This is a genomic window from Neobacillus sp. 114 (genome assembly GCF_030127045.1).
Lineage (GTDB): Bacteria > Bacillota > Bacilli > Bacillales > Cytobacillaceae > Neobacillus > Neobacillus rhizophilus.
In genome coordinates this window covers 6,119,285-6,143,448 of record NZ_CP126144.1, presented here as the reverse complement: position 1 = coordinate 6,143,448, position 24,164 = coordinate 6,119,285, and the positions used below count along the sequence as shown (strand labels likewise).

Sequence of the window (24,164 nt, the reverse complement as noted above, 5' to 3'; positions counted from 1 at the left end):
AATTAACCCCGTCCGTGACAAAAACCTCCTCGAAAATTGCTTTTTCGAGAAACATCGACCTCTAAACGGGCCGTATCGCAATTTTACTTTGCTTTGGCCCGGGTCTAAGATGAAATCATCAAATGTTGGAGGAGATGATACCTTGATTAATCAAGTAACGCTGGTTGGCCGCTTGACGAGGGACCCGGAATTGAATCAAACGACGGAGGGAACGCCGGTATCGCACATTACCCTTGCGGTGAACAGGAACTTCCGCAATCACAATGGTGAATTTGACACAGATTTTGTGCAGTGCACCCTGTGGCGAAATGCCGCCGAAAACACGTACAAATATTGTCGAAAAGGGGCGGTCGTCGGAATCACCGGACGCCTGCAAACCCGCCATTATGACGGGCGGGATGGGAAAAGGGTATACGTCACGGAGGTTGTGGCGGAAACGATTCGGTTTTTGAGTACGAAGCCGCAGGGGGCGGTTGCCGGGGCCGGTGAATCTAGAGCTGGGTCTTCAGCATCGAATGGTGGGGCGTATTCAGGACAGTCTGCAAGTGGGGTGGGTTCGAATCCCCCTGGAACTAGTTCAGCGGCCTCAACCGGAACTTCAACGGTGTCCGGCCAGTCCCAAGCTTCTGCACCTGGGCCAGCCCCAACAGCCGAATCCGTTGCTGCATCATTACCATTTTAAGAGGTGGAAAAAAGGAGGAACTCAACATTGGGTGCTCATGAAGAAGAATACGTCCACAACCTCGAGCAGTTACTCGAAACGTTAATCAAAATGGTTGGAAAGGCCAATCAAAAGGTCGACAGCCTGCAGTTGCGGGTCAGCCAGCTGGAATGGCTGATCAAGGAACAGCAGCAGGAAAAAAGGGAGCGCAGCCCGATTCGGATTTACTCGTAGGTGGGCTTATTTTGGCGACCTTGGATTGGCGGAGATTTTGGTAAAAGTAAATGCAGGCAGCGGCGCCTCTGCCTGTTTTCTCGGAAAGCCTGTCGTTCGCGATTCTCAACTAATTTCCCCGAACTGCCCCCGTTGAAAAAGAGAATCAAACATCTCTCCTGAACCAGCCTCATTTTTGGTATTCCGGCAGCGTTTTTGCCGGGATTTTTTTGTAAGAATATATGATTGAACATTCTCCTACGTTGCTCTGCTTATCCATTAATAATTTTATTAATCTGTTATAGGAATTCTCATGTTACTGTCGAAATAAATAATTTAGCAATTGATATTGGAGGAAAATATGTCTAATCCTTTAAAAATATTCATAAGTTCTGTGGGACAAGATAGTTTAAGTCCTATTAGAAACCAGTTATTTGATGAATTAAAAGGGATGGCTCATCATCCAGTTATGTATGAAAGAAACATAGGTCCTTGGCCGCGAGCCCAGTCTGTACAGCGTTGTTTAGAAGCTGTTTCAGAAAGTGATATCTTCATCCTGCTTATTTCAAATAAGGGAGGCAGTTACTATCAGGAATATGGGGCGACCGTAACACACCTGGAATTTTTAAGAGCAAATAATGAAAATAAAACTGTTATTCCATTTATAGAACGGAGTGTATCTGATTTATATTGGAGAATGAACAGCCAATTTGAAGAAAAAATACAACAATATATTGAGGTGAATGGACAACATCCTGATTCTTATAGTGAGATTGCTGAAGAAATATGGAAAGGTCATTCATCATACCCTAGTAATAGCCATATTGATTCTTATGTCTTTGGATTCATACACGATTTAGTAACTAAAGGTAATTATTTTGAACCGCTTAATCTCGGCATTGCGCCCTTAGAAAAAATTAAAGAATACTTAAGTGACTTATTCCGACAAGCTAGAACGCTATTAGCGATTGAGCCGATTATTCACCAGCATATTCAGAATGCTTCATTACATCAAAAACATACGGAATTTTCTTTTAAGCTGTTAGATTTTATTAAAGAGGGGCAAATAACAAACTGTAGGCTTTTCCTTGCTCATATTCAAGCATTAATGGATGGTGGGGATATTCTTTATAAAAAAGGTACAGTCTTTGAAAAGAATATAGGTTATTTTGAACCTTGCTGTGGAATTACGATGTACAAAATTTTTCCTGACTCTCAGGAACTAATTTTACTTGAGGCAACAGGAATAGCAGGTGATGACAACAGGAGCTACTCTTTAGCAGATAACACTTCATTTGTGGTGCAAACATATTTAGATTCCTTGGAAAATAAATTATTTTATCAGCCAGAAAAACAATTATTATATTTTACGATTAAGGCTTCTAAGTATATACTGTGCTTACATTACCCGGTTTCTGATGATTTTACAGAAGAAATCATGGAACGGTTTCAAAAAGATGTGTTTGATGCTATACTTAATTCAGAATCACAGTTATATCGTGGGTTTGTCACTAAATTGTTAGGAGGATTAGACTAATGAGCGAAAATCAAATTCGATTTGAAAAAGAAAAAGTTATTCTTATAGCCTCCGGTACTGTTGACGAAAGTAAAAGGTACTTTGAACAACAGAACAGACAATTCAAACAAAACACACGAATTATTATGGACACAATTACAAGCTTAAATAAAAGTAAAAAGCGTGGCTTAATTTGATATTATTTTTATAAAAAGCCTCCATCTTTTAGAGGTTTTTTTAACGTTCAGTTTAGGATTGGTATAAAAACCCACAATTTGGCCATACTAATAGCAAAACCCCCTGTTTTTTAAAAAGAAGCCGCTGATCTCGTGTCAGCGGCTTCTTCGATTTTTCCTATCACTAAATCTTATCCCTATGCCGTTTATTAGCTCTAACGAGGCTTGCAATCATATCCGCATAAAACGCCCGGCGCTTGGGTGCCATTAAGTGTAGCTCCACCAGGGCCTTCTTTAACTCAGGTTCTTTTTGAAGCAACTCATAAATAATCGCCAAATCGGGATTCTCCAGGGTTTTCTTAGCGAGAAAGCCTGGCTCCGCCTGTGGGAAATCGCCCTGATTCAAATCCCCGAGCAAAAAGTGCACGGTGATTAAAAAAAATGTGATTTTCCCAATTTTGCTGAAAAGGAATATTAAAATTATTGTCGAATAATATGAAACGATGTAGATATATGTCAAATCTGGAGGTTTTTCATGGAAAAAACTTTTTTAGTAATAGTGGGTGAACAAATTAGCAGCAAGGAATGGCGATTAAAAAGAAAACCTAATTTTATTGACGTATTTATACTTTCACGTCAGTTATCTAACACAACTTTGAACCCCTCATACCAATATATCCCCCTTGAAAACGGTGGGATAATGCCCATTAACTTCTGTGATCAAGACTTCCAAATAATATACATCGAAAATAAAATACAGATTCTAGTAGGTGAAAATGAAATCCTAGAGGAGGAAATCTTTGAGATTTTAAGTCATTTTGTATTGGTGGAAGGAACCAAAGTGACAGCCCTTCGATATTTCCCTTTTGAAAAAACAAGTTTATTAATAAGGATAAAACGGCGTACCGCGTCGGCGGAAAAGAAACTTAAAGATACTAGTGATTGTTTTAAACTACAAGGAGGAATACTTCGAAAATTGTAGTTTATAGCGGGAACCACCTTAAAAGGGCAAAAGATGGCGAGTACTTGGCCAAGTCTTTTGCCTTTTCTTTTTTGGGGGTGGATCTCCCTGAAAAAACAGTTTGGAAAGTAAATCAATTTTTTGGTAAGTATTTGGCCATAAAGTGGAAGAAAAATGATGAAAGTGGAAAGTATTTAGCCCCATTTGGAAAGTAAACTCACCAAATCGGAAAGTATATCCAAATAAATGGTAATCACCCCCCAAAAAGGTCATTGAAAAAATACCTGAGCCAGGCTGGCCGCCTGGCTTTTTAGGGAGGGATTCCCTCTGAAAATCAAGTTGGAAAGTAAATCAGGTTTTTTGGAAAGTATTTGGCCATAAAGTGGAAGAAAAATGATGAAAGTGGAAAGTATTTAGCCCCATTTGGAAAGTAAACTCACCAAATCGGAAAGTATATCCAAATAAATGGTAATCACCCCGAAAAGGTCATCGAAAAATACCTGAGCCAGGCTGGCCGCCTGGCTTTTTAGGGAGGGATTCCCTCTGAAAATCAAGTTGGAAAGTAAATCAGAATTTTTGGAAAGTATTTGGCCATAAAGTGGAAGAAAAATGATGAAAGTGGAAAGTATTTAGCCCGATTTGGAAAGTAAACTCACCTAATTGGAAAGTATATCCAAATAAATGGTAATCACCCCAAAAAGGTCATTGAAAAAATACCTGAGCCAGGCTGGACGCCTGGTTTTTTAGGGAGGGATTCCCTCTGAAAATCAAGTTGGAAAGTAAATCAGGTTTTTTGGAAAGTATTTGGCCATAAAGTGGTAGAAAAATGATGAAAGTGGAAAGTATTTAGCCCCATTTGGAAAGTAAACTCACCAAATCGGAAAGTATATCCAAATAAATGGTAATCACCCAAAAAAGGTCATTGAAAAAATACCTGAGCCAGGCTGGACGCCTGGCTTTTTAGGTAGTTGGGGTACGCTTGAGATGGGGGTCCGGCGTGTAAAATCTAGATTGAGGCGAGTAAATCATGAAATTCAGCGAGTAAAAGTCAAAAGTTGGCGAGTAAATCCTAATTTTTAACGAGTAATCTCACGAAATCGACGAGTAAATTTTAAAAAAGGTAAATTTCAACCCCAATACAGGACTTTCGCCTCAACAGAGGTGTCCACCGCACACGGACAAATGTCCACGTACGGTGCCCGACACCTTTACCTACAATTTTCCAATAAATACCCAATTTTTTGATTTATGACACTTTTTTGCCATAAAACAGCTATTTTTATCATGAATAAGTCGATTTGTGATATTCTTTTAATATTTTTGTAACATAACTGGCAAGTTTGTCTGTTATAAATAGTATAACGAGGAGGGGAGTATATGCAATCGACGATCAAGCGTATTTTACTAGTAGTACTTGCAATCGCTACATACGCATCAGGCGGCACCATGGTTACATATGCACAAACAAGCAGTGAAGCACTTCGCAATGCTCAACAGCAGCTCCAGGAAAAACAGCAAATTGTGAATCAGCAAAAACAAGAACAGCAAGCTGTTAATCAAGAAATACAAGGAATTCAGAAAGAACTAGATTCAATATATGCATATATTACAAAGAACCAAGAAGAAATGGCCCAAACTCAGGCCAAAATCGACGAAGTGAACAAGCTGATTGAACAAAAGAAAGAAGAGATTGTCGCGCTGGAGGATAAAATTCTCGGCCGTAAAGACATCATGAAAAAGCGGGCCGTGGCCATGCAGCAAAGTGACAATTTCAATATCGTCATGAACGTATTCTTAGAATCTGACAGCATCTCCGATTTCATTAAGCGTGCAAGCGCAGTCTCGACATTGATGGATGCTGACAAAGATATTTTGAACGCCCAAAAGGCAGACCTTCAGAAAATTGAAGACGATAAAAAGGAAATCGATAAGCAGGAACAGGTTTTAGAGGAGCAGAAAACCGTCCTTGCCAACAAGCAATCCGAACTAGATCAAAACCTGCAAAAGCGTCAGGAAGTCCTAACGGCCATGCAGGATAAATATAATCAAATTACGCAACAATTGGCTCTAGCCGAGCAGGACAAAGCAAAAGTTCAGTCACAAATGGCCGGCATTCAAGCGGCAATTGCTCAGCAGCAGGCAAGCGCACGCGCAGCTTCCGCACCAGCGCAGGATACCTCTAGCGCTAGTCTTAGCGGCAAGGAAATGTACGTTACCGCAACCGCTTACAGCCATGAAGATTCAGGCTCGATAACGAAATTGGGCTACAACATCGAGGCCAATCCAAATATGAAATTGATTGCAGTCGATCCGTCTGTTATCCCGCTTGGTTCACGTGTATGGGTCGAAGGCTATGGCGAAGCGATTGCTGGAGACACTGGCGGCGCTATCAAAGGCCACCGTATCGACGTTCTCAAACCAAACAGTGCAGAAGCAAGAGTCTGGGGCAGAAAAACCGTCAAGCTAATTATTTTAAATTAATTTTTGAAAAATAAATTTCTTGTAATCAAGAGACCCGGTACTGGAGCGTGCCGGGTCTTTTGATGTGTGTTGTCACTTACAGTTTCTCTGCGGAATCAACCGTATGTTTCAACAAGGTCGCAATGGTAATTGGACCAATACCCCCTGGAACAGGAGTGATGGCACTTGCCGCTTCGTAACATGTGTCATAATCAATATCCCCAACATTGCCTTTATTGTAACCTGCATCTAATACAACGGAACCCTGCTTTAACCAGCTTCCCTGAATAAATTTAGGCAGTCCAACCGCTGCCACAACAATATCAGCATGTTTTAAGATTTCAGGTAAATTGGCTGTTTTTGAATGGCAAGTCGTTACGGTCGCGTTTGCATTAAGAAGTAACGCAGAAACAGGTTTCCCTAAGATAGGGCTTCTCCCCACTACGACAGCATGTTTACCCTCAATTGGAATCTGGTAATAGTCTAACATTTTCATAATGGCTGCTGGTGTGCAGGAGGGGTATTCTCCAAAGCCTAATGCCGTCTGTCCGAACCCTGCACTTGTGACGCCGTCCACATCTTTGCGAATATCAATGGCTTCAAAAGCGGCACGTTCATCAATTTGCGAAGGAACGGGATGCTGCAAAAGAATACCGTGAACCGAGGGATCGTTATTTAATTCTTTAATCGTTTCTATCAGCTCCAATGTCCCTGTTTCTTCAGGCAAATGAACACGAATAGATTCTATGCCCAGTCTTTTGCAAGCATTTCCTTTCATTCTTACATAGGTCTCTGAAGCGGGATTATCACCAACTAAAATCGTTGCGAGGCATGGGGTTATACCTTTATTTTTTAGAAGATCAATACGTGCTTTCAAGCCTTCTTTAATTTCTTGTGCAACGACATTTCCATCCAAAATGATTTTTTCCATTACAAGCCCTCCTGAAAAAATGTAATAAAAAAGAGATAAGGAAATAATCCTTATCTCTGCCCAGACGACCCGACACTATATAAAACACAGCTTCCCTGTGGTCATTTCCACAAATGTCGTCAGTAACTGTGTCCATTTCCTTGTTATAAGTAAAAGATAACATATAAGCTTTAAATGTCAATAAAGTTCTGATTTTCCCAAAACCCAAAATCTTCAAATGATATTGTCCTATTGTTTTTAGTAATCTGTTTAATGATAGTAGAAATGGGAGAGAACTCATTTGGAAATAGAGAGAAAGAAATATACAAAATGGTCGTTTAAAATAATTTTGATTTTAATGGGTTTCCTTTTTATAAAAGTGTTTGAAGCATTCATATTGGAACGAATTATTCATTGGATTTGGAATAAACCATTTGTAAGAATGGAAGAATCCATTGACATTTTTGTTACGATATTGGCGGCTTAGGAAGGAAGAACAGTCATTATCATGTATAAGGGCTGTTTTTCTTTTCAAACTTTGAGTATGTTTAGTTCTCTTTAGATTTTGCTATGCTTCTAACTTCATCAACAGTAAGTCCAGTACGTTTAGCAAAAGGAGATCGGGCATTGGGCCGATGAAGATATAAGAAATTTATCCATTTTAGGGACAATTGCACAGACTCATTAAAAAAAATCGAGTAGAATGTCAAGGACTATAATTTTAAGGAGTTGAAGAGTATTGTCTTTACCCGGCATACCGAATATAACGCCTACCATTTCGCTTAGTGTGGGGCAAACTGTTCCATTGTTACTGGCTTCCGTTGCTCTTGAGGAGTTGGCTCTTGCTCACCTTTTGAATGCAGAAGCTGAAAAACTTCAACTTGTTCTTGGTACATTAACCCCAACAAGAACTACATTTTCTCCTGCAACCGTTACGTTGACTAATCTTCTTGATATTGATGCAAGTGTTCAAAGGACCCTTCGTGACGTCATCAAGAAAGAAATGCTGTTGGAGTTCAAGTTTGAAAATATCCTAGATTTAATCCCAACTATCACCACAACTCCAGGGGTTGGTACCCTGACAATGATGAAAACTGCAGCGCCAAATCCTGTGTCGGTAGGGCAACTGCTTACCTACACCATTGTGGTGTCAAATACGGGAACCGCACCCCTAACCAATTTACTGGTATCCGAGCCGATACCAGCAGGTACCAATTTTGTGTCAAGTAATGCTCCAGGATTTACCGTTACTCAAACACCACCCGGAAACCCAACATTGGTAACCTTCACAACACCTTCACTTGCTCCTTTAAGTTCTGCCACGATAACGGTTGTAGTAAGGGTGCTAGGTTCTGCAGGACCTACTGTTACAAATATTGCCACTGCGATTGCAGATGGAGTAGCTCCTGTAACTGCGACAACTACTGTAACAGTGCAGAGGGGGGGATAGCTCCTGTAACTAGATCAACGACTACAATGGTTGGTTGACCACTTACATTAACACAAGAAGGTGAGATTGTTTTTGATGTCCCTGCTGACGCAAAAGTTCTTGTCCTTAAAGTACGTGGAGGATTTACAGGAAAAGAAAAGACACTTAAAGTGGAATAGGAGCACATGATTTTAAGGAATCCTGACAAAAACAGACCAAGGATGGGATCACATTGATTCCATCCTTCCATCCTTTCATTCTGTATTCATCATATAACTACTCCTACTATTTATTCAGTCATTTTCAATTATGACATTTTTAATAATTAGAATTAGTTTCTGTATAATGGTATGTTAAATAATTCACATAATTGTTGTGTAGTGCTTTATGGAATATTAAAAAACAAAGAGCCACCTTAACCTAACAAAAATTAGGAGCTTTATACTTACAGAAACGAAATAAAAAAACAGCGGCCTCTATAGCCGCTGTCCTCCCCAAGTGGACAAATGTCCACGCGCGGTGCCTGACGCGACTAGACACCACCAAATTACCCCAAATGCACCAAATCCCTTAATTCATCCGTAGAAAGCTCCGTAATCCAGTTTTCACTCTGGATAATCTGGTCATTCAAAAATTGCTTCTTCTCCAGCATGGCGTCGATTTTTTCTTCGAGTGTGCCGGTGCAGATTAGTTTGTGCACGTGCACGAAGCGGGATTGGCCAATCCGATAGGCCCGGTCAGTTGCTTGGTTTTCAACGGCCGGGTTCCACCAGCGGTCGTAGTGGATGACGTGGTTCGCCGCCGTCAGATTTAACCCAGTTCCGCCCGCCTTTAACGACAGCAGGAACACCGGGAACTCCCCGTTCTGGAATCGCTCAATCATCGTATCACGCTGCGTCTTCGGCACACTTCCGTTTAAAAATGGCACCTCGATGCCAAATTTCTTCTTCAACGTACTCCGAATCATTTCGCCCATTTCGATATATTGGGTGAAAATCAGACAACTTTCGCCCTGGTCCAAAACCGAATCTACCAGCTCGACAAGCTTCTCCAACTTGTTCGATCGCTCAAGAAGTTCCCGGCTCGCTGACTTTTCCTTCAAGTAGAGGGCAGGGTGGTTACACAGCTGCTTCAAACGGCCCAGCATTTGCAAGACTAACCCCTTGCGTTCAAAACCGGTCAATTTTTCAATCTGCTCAAATGTATCGTGAATGAGCTGCTCATAAAGCGATGCTTGCTCTGCCGTAAGCGGGCAGTATTCCTTTTGTTCCAGCTTGTCAGGCAGGTTCAGCGCGACTTCCTCATCCTTTTTCGTCCGCCGCAGCAGGAACGGCCGAATCAAAGACTGCAGCTGCTGTATTTTATCTTTCTTTTCATCCTTTTCAATCGGGATGATGTACCGTTTCTGGAACTGGCCTAGGCTGCCGAGATAGCCATGATTGGTAAAATCAAAAATGGCCCACAGCTCGGACAAGCGGTTTTCCATCGGTGTCCCGGTCAGGGCCACATGATGGCGGCCGCGCAATCTTCGAACCGCTTTTGATTGCTTCGTTTGGGCATTCTTAATGTTCTGCGCCTCATCGATGGCAATTGTGCTCCACTGAACGGACTCGAATTCCTCGGAATCAAGATGGCTCAGCCCGTAGGAGGTCAACACGATATCCACATCTCGGGCTTTTTCCGTGAAGCCACCCTCTTTAAGTCGGTTCGAGCCATAGTGGAGGTACACATTCATCTCCGGAGCAAACCGCTCAATTTCCTTTTGCCAGTTGCCAAGCACGGAAGTAGGGCAGATGATTAACGATGCGTTTGTTGGTACCTTGGCAGGGCCGGCATCGTCTTTTTTCTTCCGCCGCGGTTTTGTATCCGCGGGTGCAATAGGCAGGGAGGAGGGGGCGGTTTCTGTGTCTGATGCCGTGGCCTGACTATCCGGCGAATTGTCCTCAACTAGGTCATCAGCCACAACTGGCGCTTCCACAACTTCTCCCGGAACCACCTTCACCACGTCCCCAGCTTCATCCTTCACCTTCAACAAATAAGAAATCAACTGAATTGTCTTCCCAAGCCCCATATCATCGGCTAACACGGCACCAAACCCGTACTGCCGTAAAAACCAAAGCCAGCTCATCCCTAGCTGCTGATACGGTCTCAATTCTCCGTTCAAGCCCTCAGGCACATCCACGAGCGGAATCTCATTCGTCTCCGACAGCTGTTTCACCATCTGCTTCCACTGCCGGTTCAGCTCAATCTGAATCTTCGCGAACGCCTTCGGATTCTCTAGTTCCTCTTCGCTGCCCTCACCAGAATTCACTAGCTCCTGCTCAATCAAATCGCGAACCTGTAGGCCCTCTTTTTCGGCACGTTTCATCAAATCCTGAATTTGTCGAATAAACTGTGGGTCGAGCTTCACCCAGCGGCCGCGAATATAGACGAGCCGCCGCTTCTCCTCGACAAGCTGATGGAACTCATCCTCGGACAAATCGACACCATTCATCGAAAAACGCCAGTTGAAATCGAGCATCGCATCCAGCCCGACAAACGAAGGCCGGTGGCTTGACGTTCCCTTAAGAGACGCCTTCACACGCAAATTAGCATTTTTCATCGCTTGCCACCAGGAAGGGAGGAGGATTTCTACATCCAGCGCCAGCAGCGTCTCGCTCGCGTCTGTCAAAAACATCCACGCTTCCTCCTCGGTGAGCTCCGTTTTCAAAGCCGCAGGGCTGCTCTCGTCGTCCACATCCGTCGAAGCCCCATCGCCCAGCCACGGAAACAGCCGTACCCAGCGGGCCTGCTCACGGTCAACCTTATCCAAAAACGGCCGCCATCTGGCTGGAATCCGCTTCACATCCTCGACATCGACAATCTCATCGACATTTTTCTTCCCGCGCAAAAATACATCCAGGCTCCAGTCTCCTTCGCCGTCTTCAGGCTCATCCAGCCGCAAGCCAATCGTAAACGGCGCTTCGCTCTCCTTGATTCCGACCCACTCGAGCCAGCTTTCCTCATCAAAGTAACGCGCCAGCTCCAAGCCCGACAGCTTTTGTTTCTTCAATAAATCAAGCTTCGGTCCAAACAGCTCCTTCGCTGCATTATTCCTAGTCAAAAAAGAATCCAGCGCACTGTTATATAAATTGGAAATATAGTAGAGAGCGGTGTGGGCCGGTGCATCCATTGCTTCCTCGCCAGCCTCCGGCTCAGGTGAGGCATGGGGACGGTTCTCATGCCTCACTTCATCTGCCTCTGATGATGCACGAGAACCGTCCCCATGCACCATTTGCTCCCAAAACTCGGGATTAAATTCATCTTTGACCCGCTCTGGCAGTTTCCAGCGGAATTCACCGTCCGGGCCCCACACGGAAAAGTCCGGGTGCCAGTCTTTTTCGACAATGCCCTCGTACATGGAGTTGGCGGCCGCCAAGCAAATCTCGGACTCTTCATTCCAGTCCCATTCAATAAAGCGGTTGAACGACTCCTTGGCAAAAAGCGACACAAGCTGCCAGCCGTTCACCACCACTCCTTCGACACCATCCACTGTTGTCTCCTCTAGTACCGTCCCGAAAAAACTCTCCTCGTGGCTGCTGAAGACAAGATTCTTCCACCTAGAGGGAATCAAAACCCGGCCGCGCTCATCCTGGGCAGTCAGCAGAAACCGATCATCACCTAATTTAGTTGTCAGCAATTTCAAAAACCTGGTTTTAAGCATGGAAAACGTGCTCCTTTATAGGAGGTACCCTTTAGAAGGCGGCCCTCTAATACCTTTTTCTTTAAAAAAGGTATTTTAAAAATAAATGTATGTAAGTTAATCTAAAATTGCCTGCAAAAAAGCCTTATATGTTACCTGTTTTCAGCAAAAAAGTTCTTCGTCCGCAAAAAACTACATCCTATTGGCGGATTTTCGCATTCTATTGGCGAATTGACGAGTTCTATTGGCGAATCTAGGCCTTCTATTGGCGAATTTTCATGTTCTATTGGCGAATCGAAATCATCTGCTTTATCCTCAAATTCGCATAAAGTCTAAGGCACTGCTCCCGACAACAAATCAAGAGCCCAAGCCCCCAAACTGTCCACCCCACTCGAACAAATGTCCACGAAGGGTGCCTGATACCAGCCCTATATCAACTTACTCCTCTGACACTCCTCATGAAAAGCCCGCAAACGTTTCGTTCGTTCCAATAAACCCTCAATAAAATACTCCCAGTCATCAACGCGCTTCAGCTTCTTATACAGCGTCCGCAGCTTTTTCAAGTGTCGCACCGCCGCCCGGTAACTCGAACGATTTTTCTGGTCAATCTCCCGCTGCGCCGTCTGATGCAGCATCCCCAGCAGTACCTCGGGCCGCTCCTTCTCAACGACCTTCACCCGGTCCTTCGGCAAATCATAAAAATCCAGCCCGACAAATGCCTGGAGCTCGCCCCAGCGGTCATAATCGCCGCGCTCAAACAACAAATACTCATAATCTGCAAAGCTGTAGGGGAGTGACACCAATAAAGCCCGCTCATACAAATCTAGCCTTCCGTTCTCCGAGCAATACGGGGCGATGGAGCGCATCACACTCCGCACAAAAGCAGAGCAGCTCTGATAGGACTCAAGCCCATCCAAATACTCCTTCAACCTGCCCAAAAACATCTCAATCACAGGCTCCACGCGGCGCCAAAGCTTCGCACCTGTAAAATAATCAATCCAGTACACCATATAAGGTACAAACCGAACATCCGGCACACCGCCAGCAAGCTTCAACGCCAGATCATCATTCCCAAGCAGGAAATATAAATGAATCATGGCAGCCGAAAAAGGCAGGGGATTCTCCGATTCCTCAAGCGCCTTCAGCCGTGCGCCAATCCTTATAGCTTCCTCCTGCCGCCACTCCTTCTTCCGAAACAGCTCGGTCCACAACTGGCGGTGCATATATACCCGGTCAATTTCATACCCCGCAACACACGTCAAGACCTCAAACGACTCATCCCGCAGCCGCTCAATAAACTCATCAAACGCAAATGGCATCGTCTGCACGACCAACCGTTCCACAAAATCGGCCGTATCCTCGAGCAAATTTTCAAAACAATGTCCATAAGCGCGGCGAACCGTATACTCATCAAAACCAAGCTCTTCGCTCAACACCAAAAGCTTTCGAAACGACACGACCGACGCAACCAGCTCATACAGCAGGCGCCATTCCTTCTCCACCGGCGCACTTGCCCCGACCCGCTTCATATGAATCACAAACAGCTCTGAGACCACATACGGGTTCGTATGTTTTTTAGAGGCAACCAGCGCATCAAAACTTGACTCAAACGACTGCACCCAGCGGTCATAGTCCGGCTTCATAAGCCCAGCCGCCTTCACCAAATCCTTCGCAGCCTGCAGACCCCAGCTCGCCACCGACTTCGTCTCCCGCACAGGCTCGCGCCACTCCGCCAGCCAATCCGAAACACTCGCTTCCTTTGAGTAGGCCGCAAAAAACACGGCCAACTGATGCCGGCAAAGCTCGTCACCAGGGCAAGAACAATCACTCATCCCCAAAAACTCCGGGTCCAACCGCACCTTCGCCGGCGATACGTCCTGCACCACCGCCGTATACTCCCCGTTCTCAAAGCGAAGCTGCGTCACCAGACCCTGCCGGTACAGCATCATCCCCTTCTGAACCAGCCGTGCATCATCCGCGGCATTCGCATTTAGCAAATCTTTCAACTCATCCGCAAGCCCCTGTAACACCTCGTTCACAGGCATCGCTCCCTTTACCCAAAAAATCCATATTCCTCTATTATACCCAAAAATCCGCAACACGAGGAGCAAATGCTCAATGCTCTTAGAAAAACAGTGTCATTTCCCCAAAAAGGGTGTCAGTCGCTCCCACAAAAGTGTAAGGCACTTGGCCATAGAAATTGTCCACGTGGGGAGGACAATCCAAGCAAACACTGCACCAATCTTGGTGTCATTTGCCGATGCTGATAAATTTTTCTCTTTACACCTTAGGTACTACTTCCTAAGTAGTAGAAAGCTGTATGTCAAAATTCCCAAAATTTGTGAATTTAGAAGGAGATTTCCACTTCTGCGCTGAAATTATATAAATATACTTCTTATGGGAGGAAGACCGAATGAGAACTACCCACCAATATAGATCTCCTTATGCCGCGATGTTGTGGTCGACGGTGCTGCCGGGGTTCGGCCAATTTTACAACCGCGATTATATAATGGGATTTACGTTACTGATATTGGAATTCGTCATCAATGTGAAAGCGAAATTAAATCTTGCCATAATCTTCTCATTTGATGGGAACCTGCCGGAGGCCAAGCCACCTATCGATTACAGCTGGGGATTGTTTTATCCGTCACTTTATGGCTTCGCCATTTGGCACGCCTACAACACGGCCAAGACGAATAATCAGAAACTGGAAGGAAATGTGGAGAACAGGACCTATCTGTCAGGATTTTTTCTCGGAATCGTCCTCGGGATGGATTTCGGCCTGTTCTGGCATGACGGCCCCATATTGAAAAGTTTGCCGCTTTTCGACGCTCCAGTGTTCAACGGAATCTTCTTCGGCCTGGTGATGGGATTAATCGGGCAGCTTTTGGAAAACAATGTATATCGGAAAAACAAAAGGAAGAAGATGCGAGCAACTTAATTAGATGGAAAATTACCAGAGCCAGGCTGCCCGCCTGGCTTTTTAGCTGTCGAAAAATAGGTCAGGCGAGTAAAATGCAAATTTTAGCGAGTAAATCCTGAAATTAGGCGAGTAAAAAACAAAATCTGGCGAGTAAATCTGCAAAATAGACGAATAAACCCGATAAAGTGACGAGTAAATCCCAATGGTAATTAAATAGGAGGAGCGTGTAGAATATGGTTCCAAATCGTTTAAAGTTAGTGGGGGAGACTTCTCGGAATTACCTATTTTTGGATATACTTTCCCTCTTTATAAAAATACTTTCCAAAATAGACAATTTACTACCCACTCCAACAAAATACTTTCCAAATTCAATAGTTTACTTTCCAAAAACCCCAACTTACTTCCAAACAAAAAAACCAGCCCCATAACTAACAGGGCTGGCTTGCAAACTAGTTTAATAGAGCCGCTTAAACGCAGCAAAGTGCGATGCATAATACGTGCTTTTTAAATTGGAAATCGTCACGCCGGTGCCGTCGTTAGCGTGAATGAACTGGTCGTTGCCCAGGTAAATCCCGATGTGGGAGATACCTTGTTTATAGGTGTTTTGGAAAAAGACCAGATCGCCAACCTTAGGCTGGTCGACATAATACGAGCGGTCATAGTAGCCGGCAGCGGAAGTGCGGCCGATTTTGTAGCCGGCTTGGTTGGCCACGTAATAAATGAAGCCGCTGCAGTCGAAGCCGGACGGCGTGCTGCCGCCCCAGGCATACGGGATGCCCATTAAGCTTTTACCCACGGAAATCATCTGCGTGCCCAAATCACCAGCTGGCGCCGGTACCGAAGTCTGGCCTGGCACCTTTAGCGTCTGGCCGGCATAAATCATATCATAAGTTAAATTGTTCAGCGCTTTCAGATCCTGAACAGTGATGTTAAATTTAACAGCTATGGCACCAAGTGTATCACCGCTTTTGATCACATAATCGGAAACGTCCGATGCCGCTGGAGGCGGGGTCACCGGCGCTGGTGCAGCGGGAACGGCTGGAGCTGATGGCTGTGCCGCATCACTCTGCCCAGGGACCTTCAGTGTTTGTCCGGCATAAATCATATCAGAACTTAACCCGTTCAAAGACTTCAATTGCGACACGGTAGTCCCGAATTTTAGCGCAATTTTGCTCAGGCTGTCGCCTGGGGCAATCGTATAATCCTGCGTCGCAGCCGCACTAGGGGCCGGAGCCGGAGTCGAAGGAGCCGGCGGCGGTACAACCACCACAGGCGGAGGAGCCGGAGCACCCCCAGCATTGGGATTTGATACCTTCAAAACCTGTCCCGGAAAAATCAACGTGCCGCTAAGGCTGTTCCACTGTTGAAGCTCGCCGACCGTCACGCTGAAGCGGTTGGCAATCTTAATTAGGGCGTCACCCTTCACAACTGTATAAGTAGCAGTAGCCGCTGGCTGCACAGATGGAGAAGGTGCAGGAGCAGGAGCTGCACTAGCCCCAGGACCCGGAATCTGCAATGTTTGTCCAGCATAAATGAGATCAGAACTTAACCCGTTTAACGACTTAATATCATTTATAGTCGTTTTATATGTATTGGCGATTTTCGATAAGGTGTCGCCTTTTTGAACCTTATATGTATCCGCATGGGCCGCACCCGCATAGGCGATGGAGAGAAGGGCGGTTGTCGACAGAGCCCGAACGACGGTTTTACTCACGTAGCAGTCACCTCTTTTATTCTATTTTTCTATGTATTTTACCATAGATTGCTAATTTTTTGTTCGAAAGTCAAAAAATTTGTGAGAAATTAACAAAAAAGAGCACCTACTGCAGAAAATTCTACAATATTCACAAATTTGCTACAAAAATCAACTGGAAATCTATTTACATTCCGCTACTTTTCTATTATTATGAAAAACAATGAGATGATGGAGGGACAGGTCGGAGTGGAGAAGAATGTAGAAAACATCAGCATGAAGGCTGACTTTTCAGAGATTGTCAAAAAAACATACGACAGGGCCATGCGAGAAAATGAAATATCCCTTGCTCAATTAATCGAGGAATTAAAAGCGGACCTTAAACATTTGATGTCTCCATATTAATAGATAAACTGCTGGAATAGAATCCAGCAGTTTTTTTGTTGTTGTTTTACGGAAAACATCATTTTTTGCAAAAAAATATAAGCGAACATTCGCCCGCTTATACTTAGAGAATCTAAACCTACTGACTAATCAAGAACTTTATTAAATAATCACTCCACACTTGATTTCCTTTTTCACTAGGTGCACTTTGGTCGGGCTTTAGATAGTCTTTAAAGTCTTCTGTGTTTGCATCCGGCCATGCTGACCAATGATCAAGATAGGTAATCTTCTTTACCTCTGCATAACTTTTAAGTCCTTCAACCTGTAAAGGGTATATTTTTGCTTTATAAAGCGGATAGGATGGTTGAAGAATAAAACCAGTTTCAGGCTTCTTTTTATTATCTCATCAATAATCTTTTGTGCATCTTTTAAGGTTTTTTCCATACTTACTTTCCCGTTATTAAAGTAAAATAAATGGCTCTAAAATGATTAAATCAGCATCTTCTTTAGAAAGCTCACTTATTATATTGTTGCTAATAAATTGGGTTGACGCGTTATTAAAGGTTTTAAGTTTAATCTGAATATTTTGTTCACCGAAGGTTTCAATCATCTTTTCCTTAACGATTGGATAAGTTCCTTCGGTTTCAGATCTCTGATTCTTCAAACATTCTCACACAGAATGGGATTCCTTCCATCTTGTTGAAGGTATATCAGTCAGGAAAAGCATCGAAAAAAGATTTTAAACGTATGGCAGAGGACTTTTTGCGAAACCGACAATACGCTGATGCCTTTGGATTAACTGCGCTCATGAAAGATAAGTATGGTGAGGATTCCAATTTATGTCTCCTGAACGCACGGATTTATAAAGCGCAGGGTCAGTTCTCAAGTGCCATTTCCCATTATACGAAAGCAGCAAGTTACCGAAATGCTATACTTGCTGTTTTTACTGAAATCGTTGATGTTCACATGAATCTGAACCGTTTTTCTGATGCCGAGAACTGGATTGAGAAGGGACTGGCATCCTATCCTTTTCATCTGGAGCTCCTGCAATTAAAGGTTGATGTATTGTACAAGTTGAACAAATATGAAGAATGCATGCTGGTCTTAGATTCAATACTTGAGAAGGAGCCTCAAGATGCAAAAGCATTGTACACAAAAGGATTAATCTATGATCATGAAAAGCGGTTTACGAAGGCAAATCGATATTTTAATAGGGCCGCGGCCATTAATCCAGAATTTTTTGCTCCAGTGAATCAGGAACGGGTTCGTTCCTTAAAAAGATTGAAAATGGTGTTGATTACAGCAGTATCGGTGGTGGTGATATTTTTCATCGGCCAATTTGTCACGTTTGCCACCGGAATGGTAAAACCGATTGTGTATGGAGAAACAATAGAAACGGATGACATCCTTTTTATTGGTGAAACCATGAAGGTTAGCCATCATTACCGCCTATTCCCTTTGTATGCAAAGAAACCAGATATAAAGTACAAAATTGATAACCCAAAAATAGCTAAAGTGACTAGCGAAGGCAAAATCAAGGGATTGCGATTGCGATTGGGCTCTACATCAGTCCAATTGGTAGAAGGGGGAAAGGTTCTTGCATCCGCTCCCTTTAAAGTGGTAAACCCGGAAATTTCAGATCTTACAATCGGTGCATCCGACACTAAGCTGGTTGTAGGTGATACGTCGAATATTAGTGTCAATTTAAAAATGAATTATGATCAAGCAAAATCGCCAAAGGTTACATACCAATCCAATCAACCTGATATCATTTCAGTAGATGACAATGGAAATATTAAAGCACTTGGTGTTGGTGAAGTAGAGATTACCGTGATGGCTGGAACCAAAGAATCCAGTGTAAGCATTTATTCGTATGCAAAAGTGGAGGATATTACGTTTAACCTTCCTGAAGATGTAAAGGTCCAAGTTGGTAAGAAATTAACATTGCAACCCGTTGTAAAAACAACTCCTGAAGATGGAGAGTATTATCCGTTGAGCTATCGCTCCTCCGACAGCTCAGTTGCCACTGTGACAGATCAGGGAGAGGTTAAGGGTGTTAAACCCGGGGAAGTTGAAATTAGCATAAGTTCGTTTAAGGGTGCAGAAAAGAAGGTCAAGATTTCGGTTGTAACAAAGCTGGTACTCGAACGACCAAGCGAAGTAAATGCTGAGATTGATGAAAATTCCGGAACAATCCATTTAAGTTGGAGCTACCCGTCTACTCCAGGTATGGATACTCAGTTTAAGGTGATGATGCAAAAAAATACTGGAAATTACGAAGAGGTATCTACTATTAAAGAGACATCCATCGTTATTCCCATTACCTCCACAGGAGCTGAATACTGGTTTGCTGTCTTTGCGGTATCAGGAGAGTACAGCAGTGAAGCGGCGTATGATTCCATAGTGGTACCAAGAGGCTTCCAACAACCTAGTAAGTCGGACAATACTACTGGAACCAGATCTTCTAATTCTGCCAATCAAGCTAATAATGAAGCCGTTGACAGTTCGGCAGATCAAGCCCAAAAAGATCGTGATGTCGAGCAGATGATCACGTTAATGTCCAGTGTGAAAGGTTATTGGAAAAATGTCAGTCTGAATGATGCTGATTCTAGGTATCTGAATTATGCTGTTATTAACGAAAACTCTTCCGACAGTCGTAAAAATTCATTTTTAGTATATTACCTTGCGAAAAGTTATTACTATACCATGTTTTCCTCCTTCTGGGAAGACGGTCTCCGGCGGAATTCCATCAAACTAGAGGGTAATAAACTATATGATACTGAAGGGGACGCCATCATTATTCAAAGTGCGAATCAGATCGTGATAGAGTTTAAAAATGGATTTCATGGGGATCCCAACGTAAAGTCATTCACCTTTATAAGGTGTACTAAATCAGATATTCCGAGCACTTATCTAAGCAATGTCAGTACCAGGATGGTATTGCCTTAAAACACTTATGTGCCAGCGCTAAAGAACGGTCAAATTTAGAGGGTGTAAACTATTGCAGAGAGAACAGGAACTCTCTGCTTTTTTTGTTCCTAGCGCCGCCCACATTCCCTTACTAGTCGAGAGGTTGGGCAGTAGCATCTTTTTTGCTGCCGCCTTGCAATTATAAAAAGATGGAAAGTAATTAGCAGGTTTGGATGAGCACCATCTCTCGGATTGTAATACTTGTATAAAAGGGTTTAGCTTTTCGCAAAAATGATAATAGCCGTATCCTGCTTTAAAATTGCCGATCAACTAAGTAAATAAAGGCAAAAACCTCTGCTACTGCTTGATACAGTTCTTCTGGAATTGTCTCATTTATCTCCAGCTGACTTAATAACTCGACCAATGTAGAATCCTCTTGAATTGGCACTTTATGTTCTTTTGCTGTTTCGATAATCTTTTTGGCCACATTCCCTTTGCCTTTGGCGACAACCTTTGGGGCATGCTGATTGCTTGCATGATAGGAAAGCGCGACAGCCTGTAATGGCTTGAATTTTTCTTGTTCACTCATATTTTTATATCCACTCCATTGTACAACTCGATAACGGAATTGATAGGCTCCATCTGAAGGGAGTCTATCTTAGTTTTTTCAAAAGATGGAATAACTTTTATGAAGGAAAGCTGATAACCAATCTTTTCTAGGTTTTCTTTTAAGATTTGTTTAAAATTCGTAACGACTGAGGCCATTTCTTTTTTATCATTTATGATGTTCACATGAACAACCTTATTTTGAATCTGCATATCAATCACAGTAAGATGGATATTCTGTAAATCTAAAAAGAATAAGATTCGGCAATGATGGGGATCAATTTGCCCTTTGCTGGTTTTACGTCCGGTCCATTGAAGGGTTAAATCCGATTTCTTTTCTCCAAATGATATAGGCAGCTGCATTATCATTTGCAGCACATGTTCATTAAATTCGTGAGAGATTAATTGCATTCCGGTTAATCTATTTAAAATCGGTTCCAGTTCCTTTCCATTCTTCCCAAGCTCAGTCATAGCTTTCATTAATAGTGGTTTTAAGGAATTAAGCGATTCTGATGACGGGTGATGGTCCTTCAACCATGATTTCATATCTTTCTCATATTCAAGCCCCAATGATTGGATCAAGTATTTGAGCATTCGTTTTACTTCTAACCCAGAGTCTAACTGAATGTTCTTCGATAAATCTTGGAGATTCTGAGCATCAATTGGATGATTCCTTAAAATAGTAGAAATCCTCTGTTTTAATTGTTGTATAGAGTTAAATGATGCAAATTTCGGATCGTCTAAATAGACTCCTGCTTGTTCTAATTGACTATAGAAGGATTCTGAATTTTGAACAGCAACTAACGATTGAAAGATTTGTTTTGTAAACGGTAAGCCGCTTTTTATCATAAATTCAATCGCCTTGGCCGCTTTGGGGAAATCTGTATTTTTATTAATCCAGCTTTCAGCTTTAATGAGATGTTCTTTTGTAAATGCCAAATTTTTTGATGAAAAAAATTGTAATAGGTTTACATTAATAGCCGTTTCTGGGAGCTTCAATTGCTTTAATAATGATTGGATGGACGGCTGGCTGAGCTGTTGCCCATCCCCCTCTACAACTTTTAAATGAATTTCATCTCTTTCGTTAGCTTGGACTTCAAACCAATGTCCATTCATATCAGATAATGCTGTTTTTAAGTGGGCATATAATTTTAAATTGCCAATCTGGACCACGGCTGTATTATTAGGTAAAAGTTTCTCCACTCTTCCATAAATCAGCTGTCCCGGTTTAATAGTAGCGATCGAAGCTTTTTGGAGACTTTCGGTATTAAAAAAGGATTGTATCATTCGGACTGGATTCATTTGCTTCCCCCTCACAAACAAGGTACACTTCTATTTTACTAATCAGGTATGGTGCCTGTCACCACCCGAATACCGAAACTACCAAACGCCAGGTTATATGAATATGGATCATTTTATTAAACTATTACGACGGAACAGAGGAGCAAGGGAGGGAGAAGTATTGCAATAGCTTGGTTTAAATTCCTATTGATTATCGATGGGTAGCCACTTTCATGGGAAGAAGTCGGCAGAATGCTTATGTCATATGTAGGCTTTCAGATAAAAATTAAAATGTATGTATGATATGACAGTTGATTTGGACTGAGGTGTGGGAGTCGGGTTACATCTTAAGTCTTTTTACAAGACTTCGACACTCTTCTGCTGCCAAAATCAATATAAATCCAGTTAAGGGGAAAATTCACACAGTTCCTAAACAATCGTTTGGTTAAATGCCAAATTTTTTACCGGAATTGAGAGTAAAAGGTTATAATATCGATAGTTTTTTAGCTTTTAACCAAACGTTTAAATGGGAAAAGCAGTGTTAGACTTTGGTGAAAATTAGTGATTTCCTGAGGTTATGAACCATGGGCCAGAAGTGAACCGCCATAATCTTGCAACATTCATCAATATTTTTTTGGAAAAGGCAGCAGAAACATTGACGTAACAAGGTTGTGGCTCACTTTACTCAAACGTTTGTCTGACCGACAAGCATTTCCGTATTAGCGTAGGGAAAAATCTGCCAGCGAAAAAAATTTCAATCGGATTACATAAACGTTTGATTAGGTTGCACGGGTTCAACAATTTGTTGAAATCCATCGAAAGTTCTTGGATGTCAGTCAATATAGGCCGTGGAAAAAGTAAAAAGACTTAATTTGAACGTTGCCGTAAAGCAAACTGGAGCAACCGCGTCCAAATCAAAATTATCTCTTTGACCCGTACGATATCAGACCTTAAAGGGGAAGAGGTTATTAGTGATTCAGCTATCTGGGAAGCGATGACTTTAAGGCGATGGGGCTTGCACATATCACATCAGGCGCTAATTTTCGAGTGCACCATTAGTCATTTTTCTTTTGCATATTCTAAAAAGTGTTTAGATAATTCCATTAAACTATTTCGGAAAATTATAAAATTACTATTTTATCATAATATTGACAATATTTTGTCTATAACATAATATCTAATTATGTTTTAAATCATATTGAAAAGGGGGGCAAAAAGTATAAAGTACCAGAGCTTTCGAACGTATAAAACTAAAGATTTTTTCCCGAAACATTTGGGAGAGGAAAGTCATCATCTTGAGGCCGAATTGTAGTATACAGGCTGACATTGCCGAAACGGTTGGTAGAAATTGATGTTGCAATTGTATGAAGTGAATAGTGAGAAGGAATTGTGATTTTTTTTATTTTATTTACGGTATATTTACGGAAATATTCCTTAAATAGGAAATAAAATGAGGGGGTAAGACATGAGAAAACCGTTTTTCGTTTTAAATCTTATCGTTATTTTTGCCTTTTTGATTCTTACTGCTTGTGGTTCCAATTCAGAATCTACTAGCAGCAGTCCTTCAGATAAGAGTTCTTCTGCTGATCGTAAAGCCAGCAATCTCCCTGACTTGCCAGATGACATTAAGAAAAAGGGAAAATTGGTTATTGGGGTAAAGGTAGATTTTCCGCCTTTCGGTTCTATGGATGCAAGCGGGAAAAATGTTGGATATGATATTGATTTTGCCAAGAAATTAGCTGAATTTGCATTTGGAGATGCTAATGCTGTTGAGTTTGTCCCGGTTACAAGTGATAATCGTATACCGTTCCTAAATTCAAAAAAAGTTGATTTATTGATTGCATCCCTAGCTGCGACAGACGAAAGGAAAAAGGTAGTTGATTTCACAGATCCATATTTTGGTACATCCAACTTAACGCTGGTGAAGAAGGATAGTAACATTAAGGAATTAAAGGATTTAGAAGGTAAAACAGTCATTACATTAAAAGGTTCTACAGAGGCTTTAGCTCTTCAAAAAGCCGTGCCTTCTGCCCAACAGCTGCAATTAACAACACTTGCTGAGCAATTGCAAGCGCTTAAAGATGATCGTGGCGTGGCGATGGTTAAAGATGAATCTGTGCTTTACAAAATTGTTGATCAGGATTCCTCCTATAAAATAGTGGGAGAACCATTCGAACCAATGGCTATTGCTGCTGCCGTTCGCAAAGGGGATACAGAATATTTAAATTGGCTAAATGCTGCCATCAAGGAAGTTTCATCACAAGACCTCTTCTACAAATGGTTCAAAAACTGGTTCCCAGAATTCAAAAACACTCCTCAATTATTACCTAGACCTTAAGTGAATTATTGTATCAAGATG

The 24,164-nt window shown here is 42.4% G+C and carries 19 protein-coding genes, 4 pseudogenes and 1 riboswitch; of the genes and pseudogenes, 15 read left to right on the top strand and 8 right to left on the bottom strand.

Annotation, left to right across the window (positions count from 1 at the left end):
• Positions 1-142 precede the first annotated feature (142 nt).
• From QNN06_RS29980 to QNN06_RS29965, 4 genes are all read left to right on the top strand, one after another.
• Positions 143-682 (top strand): single-stranded DNA-binding protein, encoded by a 540-nt coding sequence (locus QNN06_RS29980; protein ID WP_284036643.1) that lies wholly within the window; start codon positions 143-145, stop codon positions 680-682.
• A 27-nt stretch (positions 683-709) separates the two neighbouring features.
• Positions 710-895, top strand: a complete 186-nt coding sequence (locus QNN06_RS29975) for a hypothetical protein (protein ID WP_213118011.1) — start codon at positions 710-712, stop codon at positions 893-895.
• A 340-nt stretch (positions 896-1,235) separates the two neighbouring features.
• Positions 1,236-2,411, top strand: a complete 1,176-nt coding sequence (locus QNN06_RS29970; protein WP_284036642.1) for a DUF4062 domain-containing protein — start codon at positions 1,236-1,238, stop codon at positions 2,409-2,411.
• Positions 2,411-2,587, top strand: a complete 177-nt coding sequence (locus QNN06_RS29965; RefSeq protein ID WP_213117194.1) for a hypothetical protein — start codon at positions 2,411-2,413, stop codon at positions 2,585-2,587. The genes QNN06_RS29970 and QNN06_RS29965 overlap by 1 nt, the downstream gene beginning before the upstream one ends.
• A gap of 163 nt (positions 2,588-2,750) precedes the next feature.
• Here the strand turns inward: QNN06_RS29965 and QNN06_RS29960 are convergent, their stop codons facing one another.
• A complete protein-coding gene (locus QNN06_RS29960) occupies positions 2,751-2,972 on the bottom strand; it encodes a hypothetical protein (protein ID WP_284036641.1) in 222 nt (73 codons plus the stop codon).
• 129 nt (positions 2,973-3,101) lie between these two features.
• Here QNN06_RS29960 and QNN06_RS29955 point away from each other — a divergent pair, with 129 nt between their 5' ends.
• Together QNN06_RS29955 and QNN06_RS29950 are read left to right on the top strand one after the other, a co-directional pair.
• Entirely contained in the window at positions 3,102-3,548 is a 447-nt protein-coding gene (locus QNN06_RS29955; RefSeq protein ID WP_217032590.1) for a hypothetical protein, read from the top strand.
• 1,356 nt (positions 3,549-4,904) lie between these two features.
• Positions 4,905-6,008, top strand: coding sequence for a 3D domain-containing protein (locus QNN06_RS29950; RefSeq protein ID WP_213117197.1), 1,104 nt, complete (start codon positions 4,905-4,907; stop codon positions 6,006-6,008).
• A gap of 76 nt (positions 6,009-6,084) precedes the next feature.
• Here the strand turns inward: QNN06_RS29950 and QNN06_RS29945 are convergent, their stop codons facing one another.
• Positions 6,085-6,918 carry a bifunctional 5,10-methylenetetrahydrofolate dehydrogenase/5,10-methenyltetrahydrofolate cyclohydrolase gene (locus tag QNN06_RS29945; protein ID WP_284036640.1) on the bottom strand — a complete coding sequence of 278 codons (834 nt, stop codon included), beginning with the start codon at positions 6,916-6,918 and terminating at the stop codon, positions 6,085-6,087.
• A 51-nt stretch (positions 6,919-6,969) separates the two neighbouring features.
• Positions 6,970-7,055, bottom strand: a riboswitch (ZMP/ZTP riboswitch).
• 143 nt (positions 7,056-7,198) lie between these two features.
• Here QNN06_RS29945 and QNN06_RS29940 point away from each other — a divergent pair.
• The 3 genes and pseudogenes from QNN06_RS29940 to QNN06_RS29925 form a co-directional block, all read left to right on the top strand.
• Positions 7,199-7,384, top strand: a complete 186-nt coding sequence (locus QNN06_RS29940; protein WP_284036639.1) for a hypothetical protein — start codon at positions 7,199-7,201, stop codon at positions 7,382-7,384.
• 252 nt (positions 7,385-7,636) lie between these two features.
• Positions 7,637-8,347 carry an alpha-helical endospore appendage domain-containing protein gene (locus QNN06_RS31310; RefSeq protein WP_349654925.1) on the top strand — a complete coding sequence of 237 codons (711 nt, stop codon included), beginning with the start codon at positions 7,637-7,639 and terminating at the stop codon, positions 8,345-8,347.
• Positions 8,348-8,394: 47 nt separating this feature from the next.
• Positions 8,395-8,505: pseudogene (locus tag QNN06_RS29925) on the top strand (DUF4352 domain-containing protein); the annotation flags it as partial.
• 368 nt (positions 8,506-8,873) lie between these two features.
• On the opposite strand, the pseudogene QNN06_RS29920 reads toward QNN06_RS29925, so the two are convergent.
• Together QNN06_RS29920 and QNN06_RS29915 are read right to left on the bottom strand one after the other, a co-directional pair.
• Positions 8,874-11,468: pseudogene (locus QNN06_RS29920) on the bottom strand (DEAD/DEAH box helicase); the annotation flags it as partial.
• 968 nt (positions 11,469-12,436) lie between these two features.
• Complete coding sequence (locus QNN06_RS29915) at positions 12,437-14,053, bottom strand: SWIM zinc finger family protein (protein WP_284036637.1); 1,617 nt, start codon at positions 14,051-14,053, stop codon at positions 12,437-12,439.
• A 368-nt stretch (positions 14,054-14,421) separates the two neighbouring features.
• Between QNN06_RS29915 and QNN06_RS29910 the strand changes: the two genes are divergently transcribed.
• Entirely contained in the window at positions 14,422-14,949 is a 528-nt protein-coding gene (locus tag QNN06_RS29910; RefSeq protein ID WP_284036636.1) for a hypothetical protein, read from the top strand.
• Between the two features lie 436 nt (positions 14,950-15,385).
• On the opposite strand, the gene QNN06_RS29905 is transcribed toward QNN06_RS29910, so the two are convergent.
• Entirely contained in the window at positions 15,386-16,645 is a 1,260-nt protein-coding gene (locus QNN06_RS29905) for a C40 family peptidase (RefSeq protein ID WP_284036635.1), read from the bottom strand.
• A 228-nt stretch (positions 16,646-16,873) separates the two neighbouring features.
• Between QNN06_RS29905 and QNN06_RS29900 the strand changes: the two genes are divergently transcribed.
• Positions 16,874-17,029, top strand: a complete 156-nt coding sequence (locus QNN06_RS29900; protein WP_284036634.1) for a YwzD family small protein — start codon at positions 16,874-16,876, stop codon at positions 17,027-17,029.
• A 439-nt stretch (positions 17,030-17,468) separates the two neighbouring features.
• On the opposite strand, the gene QNN06_RS29895 is transcribed toward QNN06_RS29900, so the two are convergent.
• On the bottom strand, positions 17,469-17,672 hold the full coding sequence (locus QNN06_RS29895) for a hypothetical protein (protein ID WP_284036633.1): 204 nt from the start codon (positions 17,670-17,672) through the stop codon (positions 17,469-17,471).
• Between the two features lie 32 nt (positions 17,673-17,704).
• Here QNN06_RS29895 and QNN06_RS29890 point away from each other — a divergent pair, with 32 nt between their 5' ends.
• The gene (locus QNN06_RS29890) at positions 17,705-19,957 is read left to right on the top strand and encodes an Ig-like domain-containing protein (RefSeq protein ID WP_284036632.1); all 2,253 of its coding nucleotides are present in this window, start codon (positions 17,705-17,707) and stop codon (positions 19,955-19,957) included.
• Positions 19,958-20,231: 274 nt separating this feature from the next.
• On the opposite strand, the gene QNN06_RS29885 is transcribed toward QNN06_RS29890, so the two are convergent.
• Both QNN06_RS29885 and QNN06_RS29880 read right to left on the bottom strand, forming a co-directional pair.
• Positions 20,232-20,507 (bottom strand): EscU/YscU/HrcU family type III secretion system export apparatus switch protein, encoded by a 276-nt coding sequence (locus tag QNN06_RS29885; protein ID WP_284036631.1) that lies wholly within the window; start codon positions 20,505-20,507, stop codon positions 20,232-20,234.
• Positions 20,504-21,826: a hypothetical protein gene (locus QNN06_RS29880; RefSeq protein WP_284036630.1), complete on the bottom strand. Its 1,323-nt coding sequence runs from the start codon at positions 21,824-21,826 to the stop codon at positions 20,504-20,506. Before QNN06_RS29880 ends, QNN06_RS29885 begins: the two co-directional genes overlap by 4 nt.
• A gap of 213 nt (positions 21,827-22,039) precedes the next feature.
• On the opposite strand from QNN06_RS29880, the pseudogene QNN06_RS31520 reads away from it, so the two are divergent.
• The 3 genes and pseudogenes from QNN06_RS31520 to QNN06_RS29870 all read left to right on the top strand — a co-directional run.
• Positions 22,040-22,108: pseudogene (locus QNN06_RS31520) on the top strand (DUF7713 domain-containing protein); the annotation flags it as partial.
• A gap of 589 nt (positions 22,109-22,697) precedes the next feature.
• Positions 22,698-22,979: pseudogene (locus tag QNN06_RS29875) on the top strand (magnesium chelatase subunit ChlI family protein); the annotation flags it as partial.
• A 291-nt stretch (positions 22,980-23,270) separates the two neighbouring features.
• Positions 23,271-24,143 carry a transporter substrate-binding domain-containing protein gene (locus QNN06_RS29870; RefSeq protein ID WP_284036629.1) on the top strand — a complete coding sequence of 291 codons (873 nt, stop codon included), beginning with the start codon at positions 23,271-23,273 and terminating at the stop codon, positions 24,141-24,143.
• Positions 24,144-24,164: the final 21 nt, after the last annotated feature.

Bases quoted from the DNA above. Each gene is read 5' to 3' on its own strand.
- QNN06_RS29970 (WP_284036642.1), top strand. From the start codon at position 1,236: ATGTCTAATCCTTTAAAAATATTCATAAGTTCTGTGGGACAAGATAGT.
- QNN06_RS29965 (WP_213117194.1), top strand. From the start codon at position 2,411: ATGAGCGAAAATCAAATTCGATTTGAAAAAGAAAAAGTTATTCTTATA.
- QNN06_RS29955 (WP_217032590.1), top strand. From the start codon at position 3,102: ATGGAAAAAACTTTTTTAGTAATAGTGGGTGAACAAATTAGCAGCAAG.
- QNN06_RS29950 (WP_213117197.1), top strand. From the start codon at position 4,905: ATGCAATCGACGATCAAGCGTATTTTACTAGTAGTACTTGCAATCGCT.
- QNN06_RS29945 (WP_284036640.1), bottom strand. From the start codon at position 6,918: ATGGAAAAAATCATTTTGGATGGAAATGTCGTTGCACAAGAAATTAAA.
- QNN06_RS29915 (WP_284036637.1), bottom strand. From the start codon at position 14,053: ATGCCTGTGAACGAGGTGTTACAGGGGCTTGCGGATGAGTTGAAAGAT.
- QNN06_RS29910 (WP_284036636.1), top strand. From the start codon at position 14,422: ATGAGAACTACCCACCAATATAGATCTCCTTATGCCGCGATGTTGTGG.
- QNN06_RS29885 (WP_284036631.1), bottom strand. From the start codon at position 20,507: ATGAGTGAACAAGAAAAATTCAAGCCATTACAGGCTGTCGCGCTTTCC.
- QNN06_RS29880 (WP_284036630.1), bottom strand. From the start codon at position 21,826: ATGAATCCAGTCCGAATGATACAATCCTTTTTTAATACCGAAAGTCTC.
- QNN06_RS29870 (WP_284036629.1), top strand. From the start codon at position 23,271: ATGAGAAAACCGTTTTTCGTTTTAAATCTTATCGTTATTTTTGCCTTT.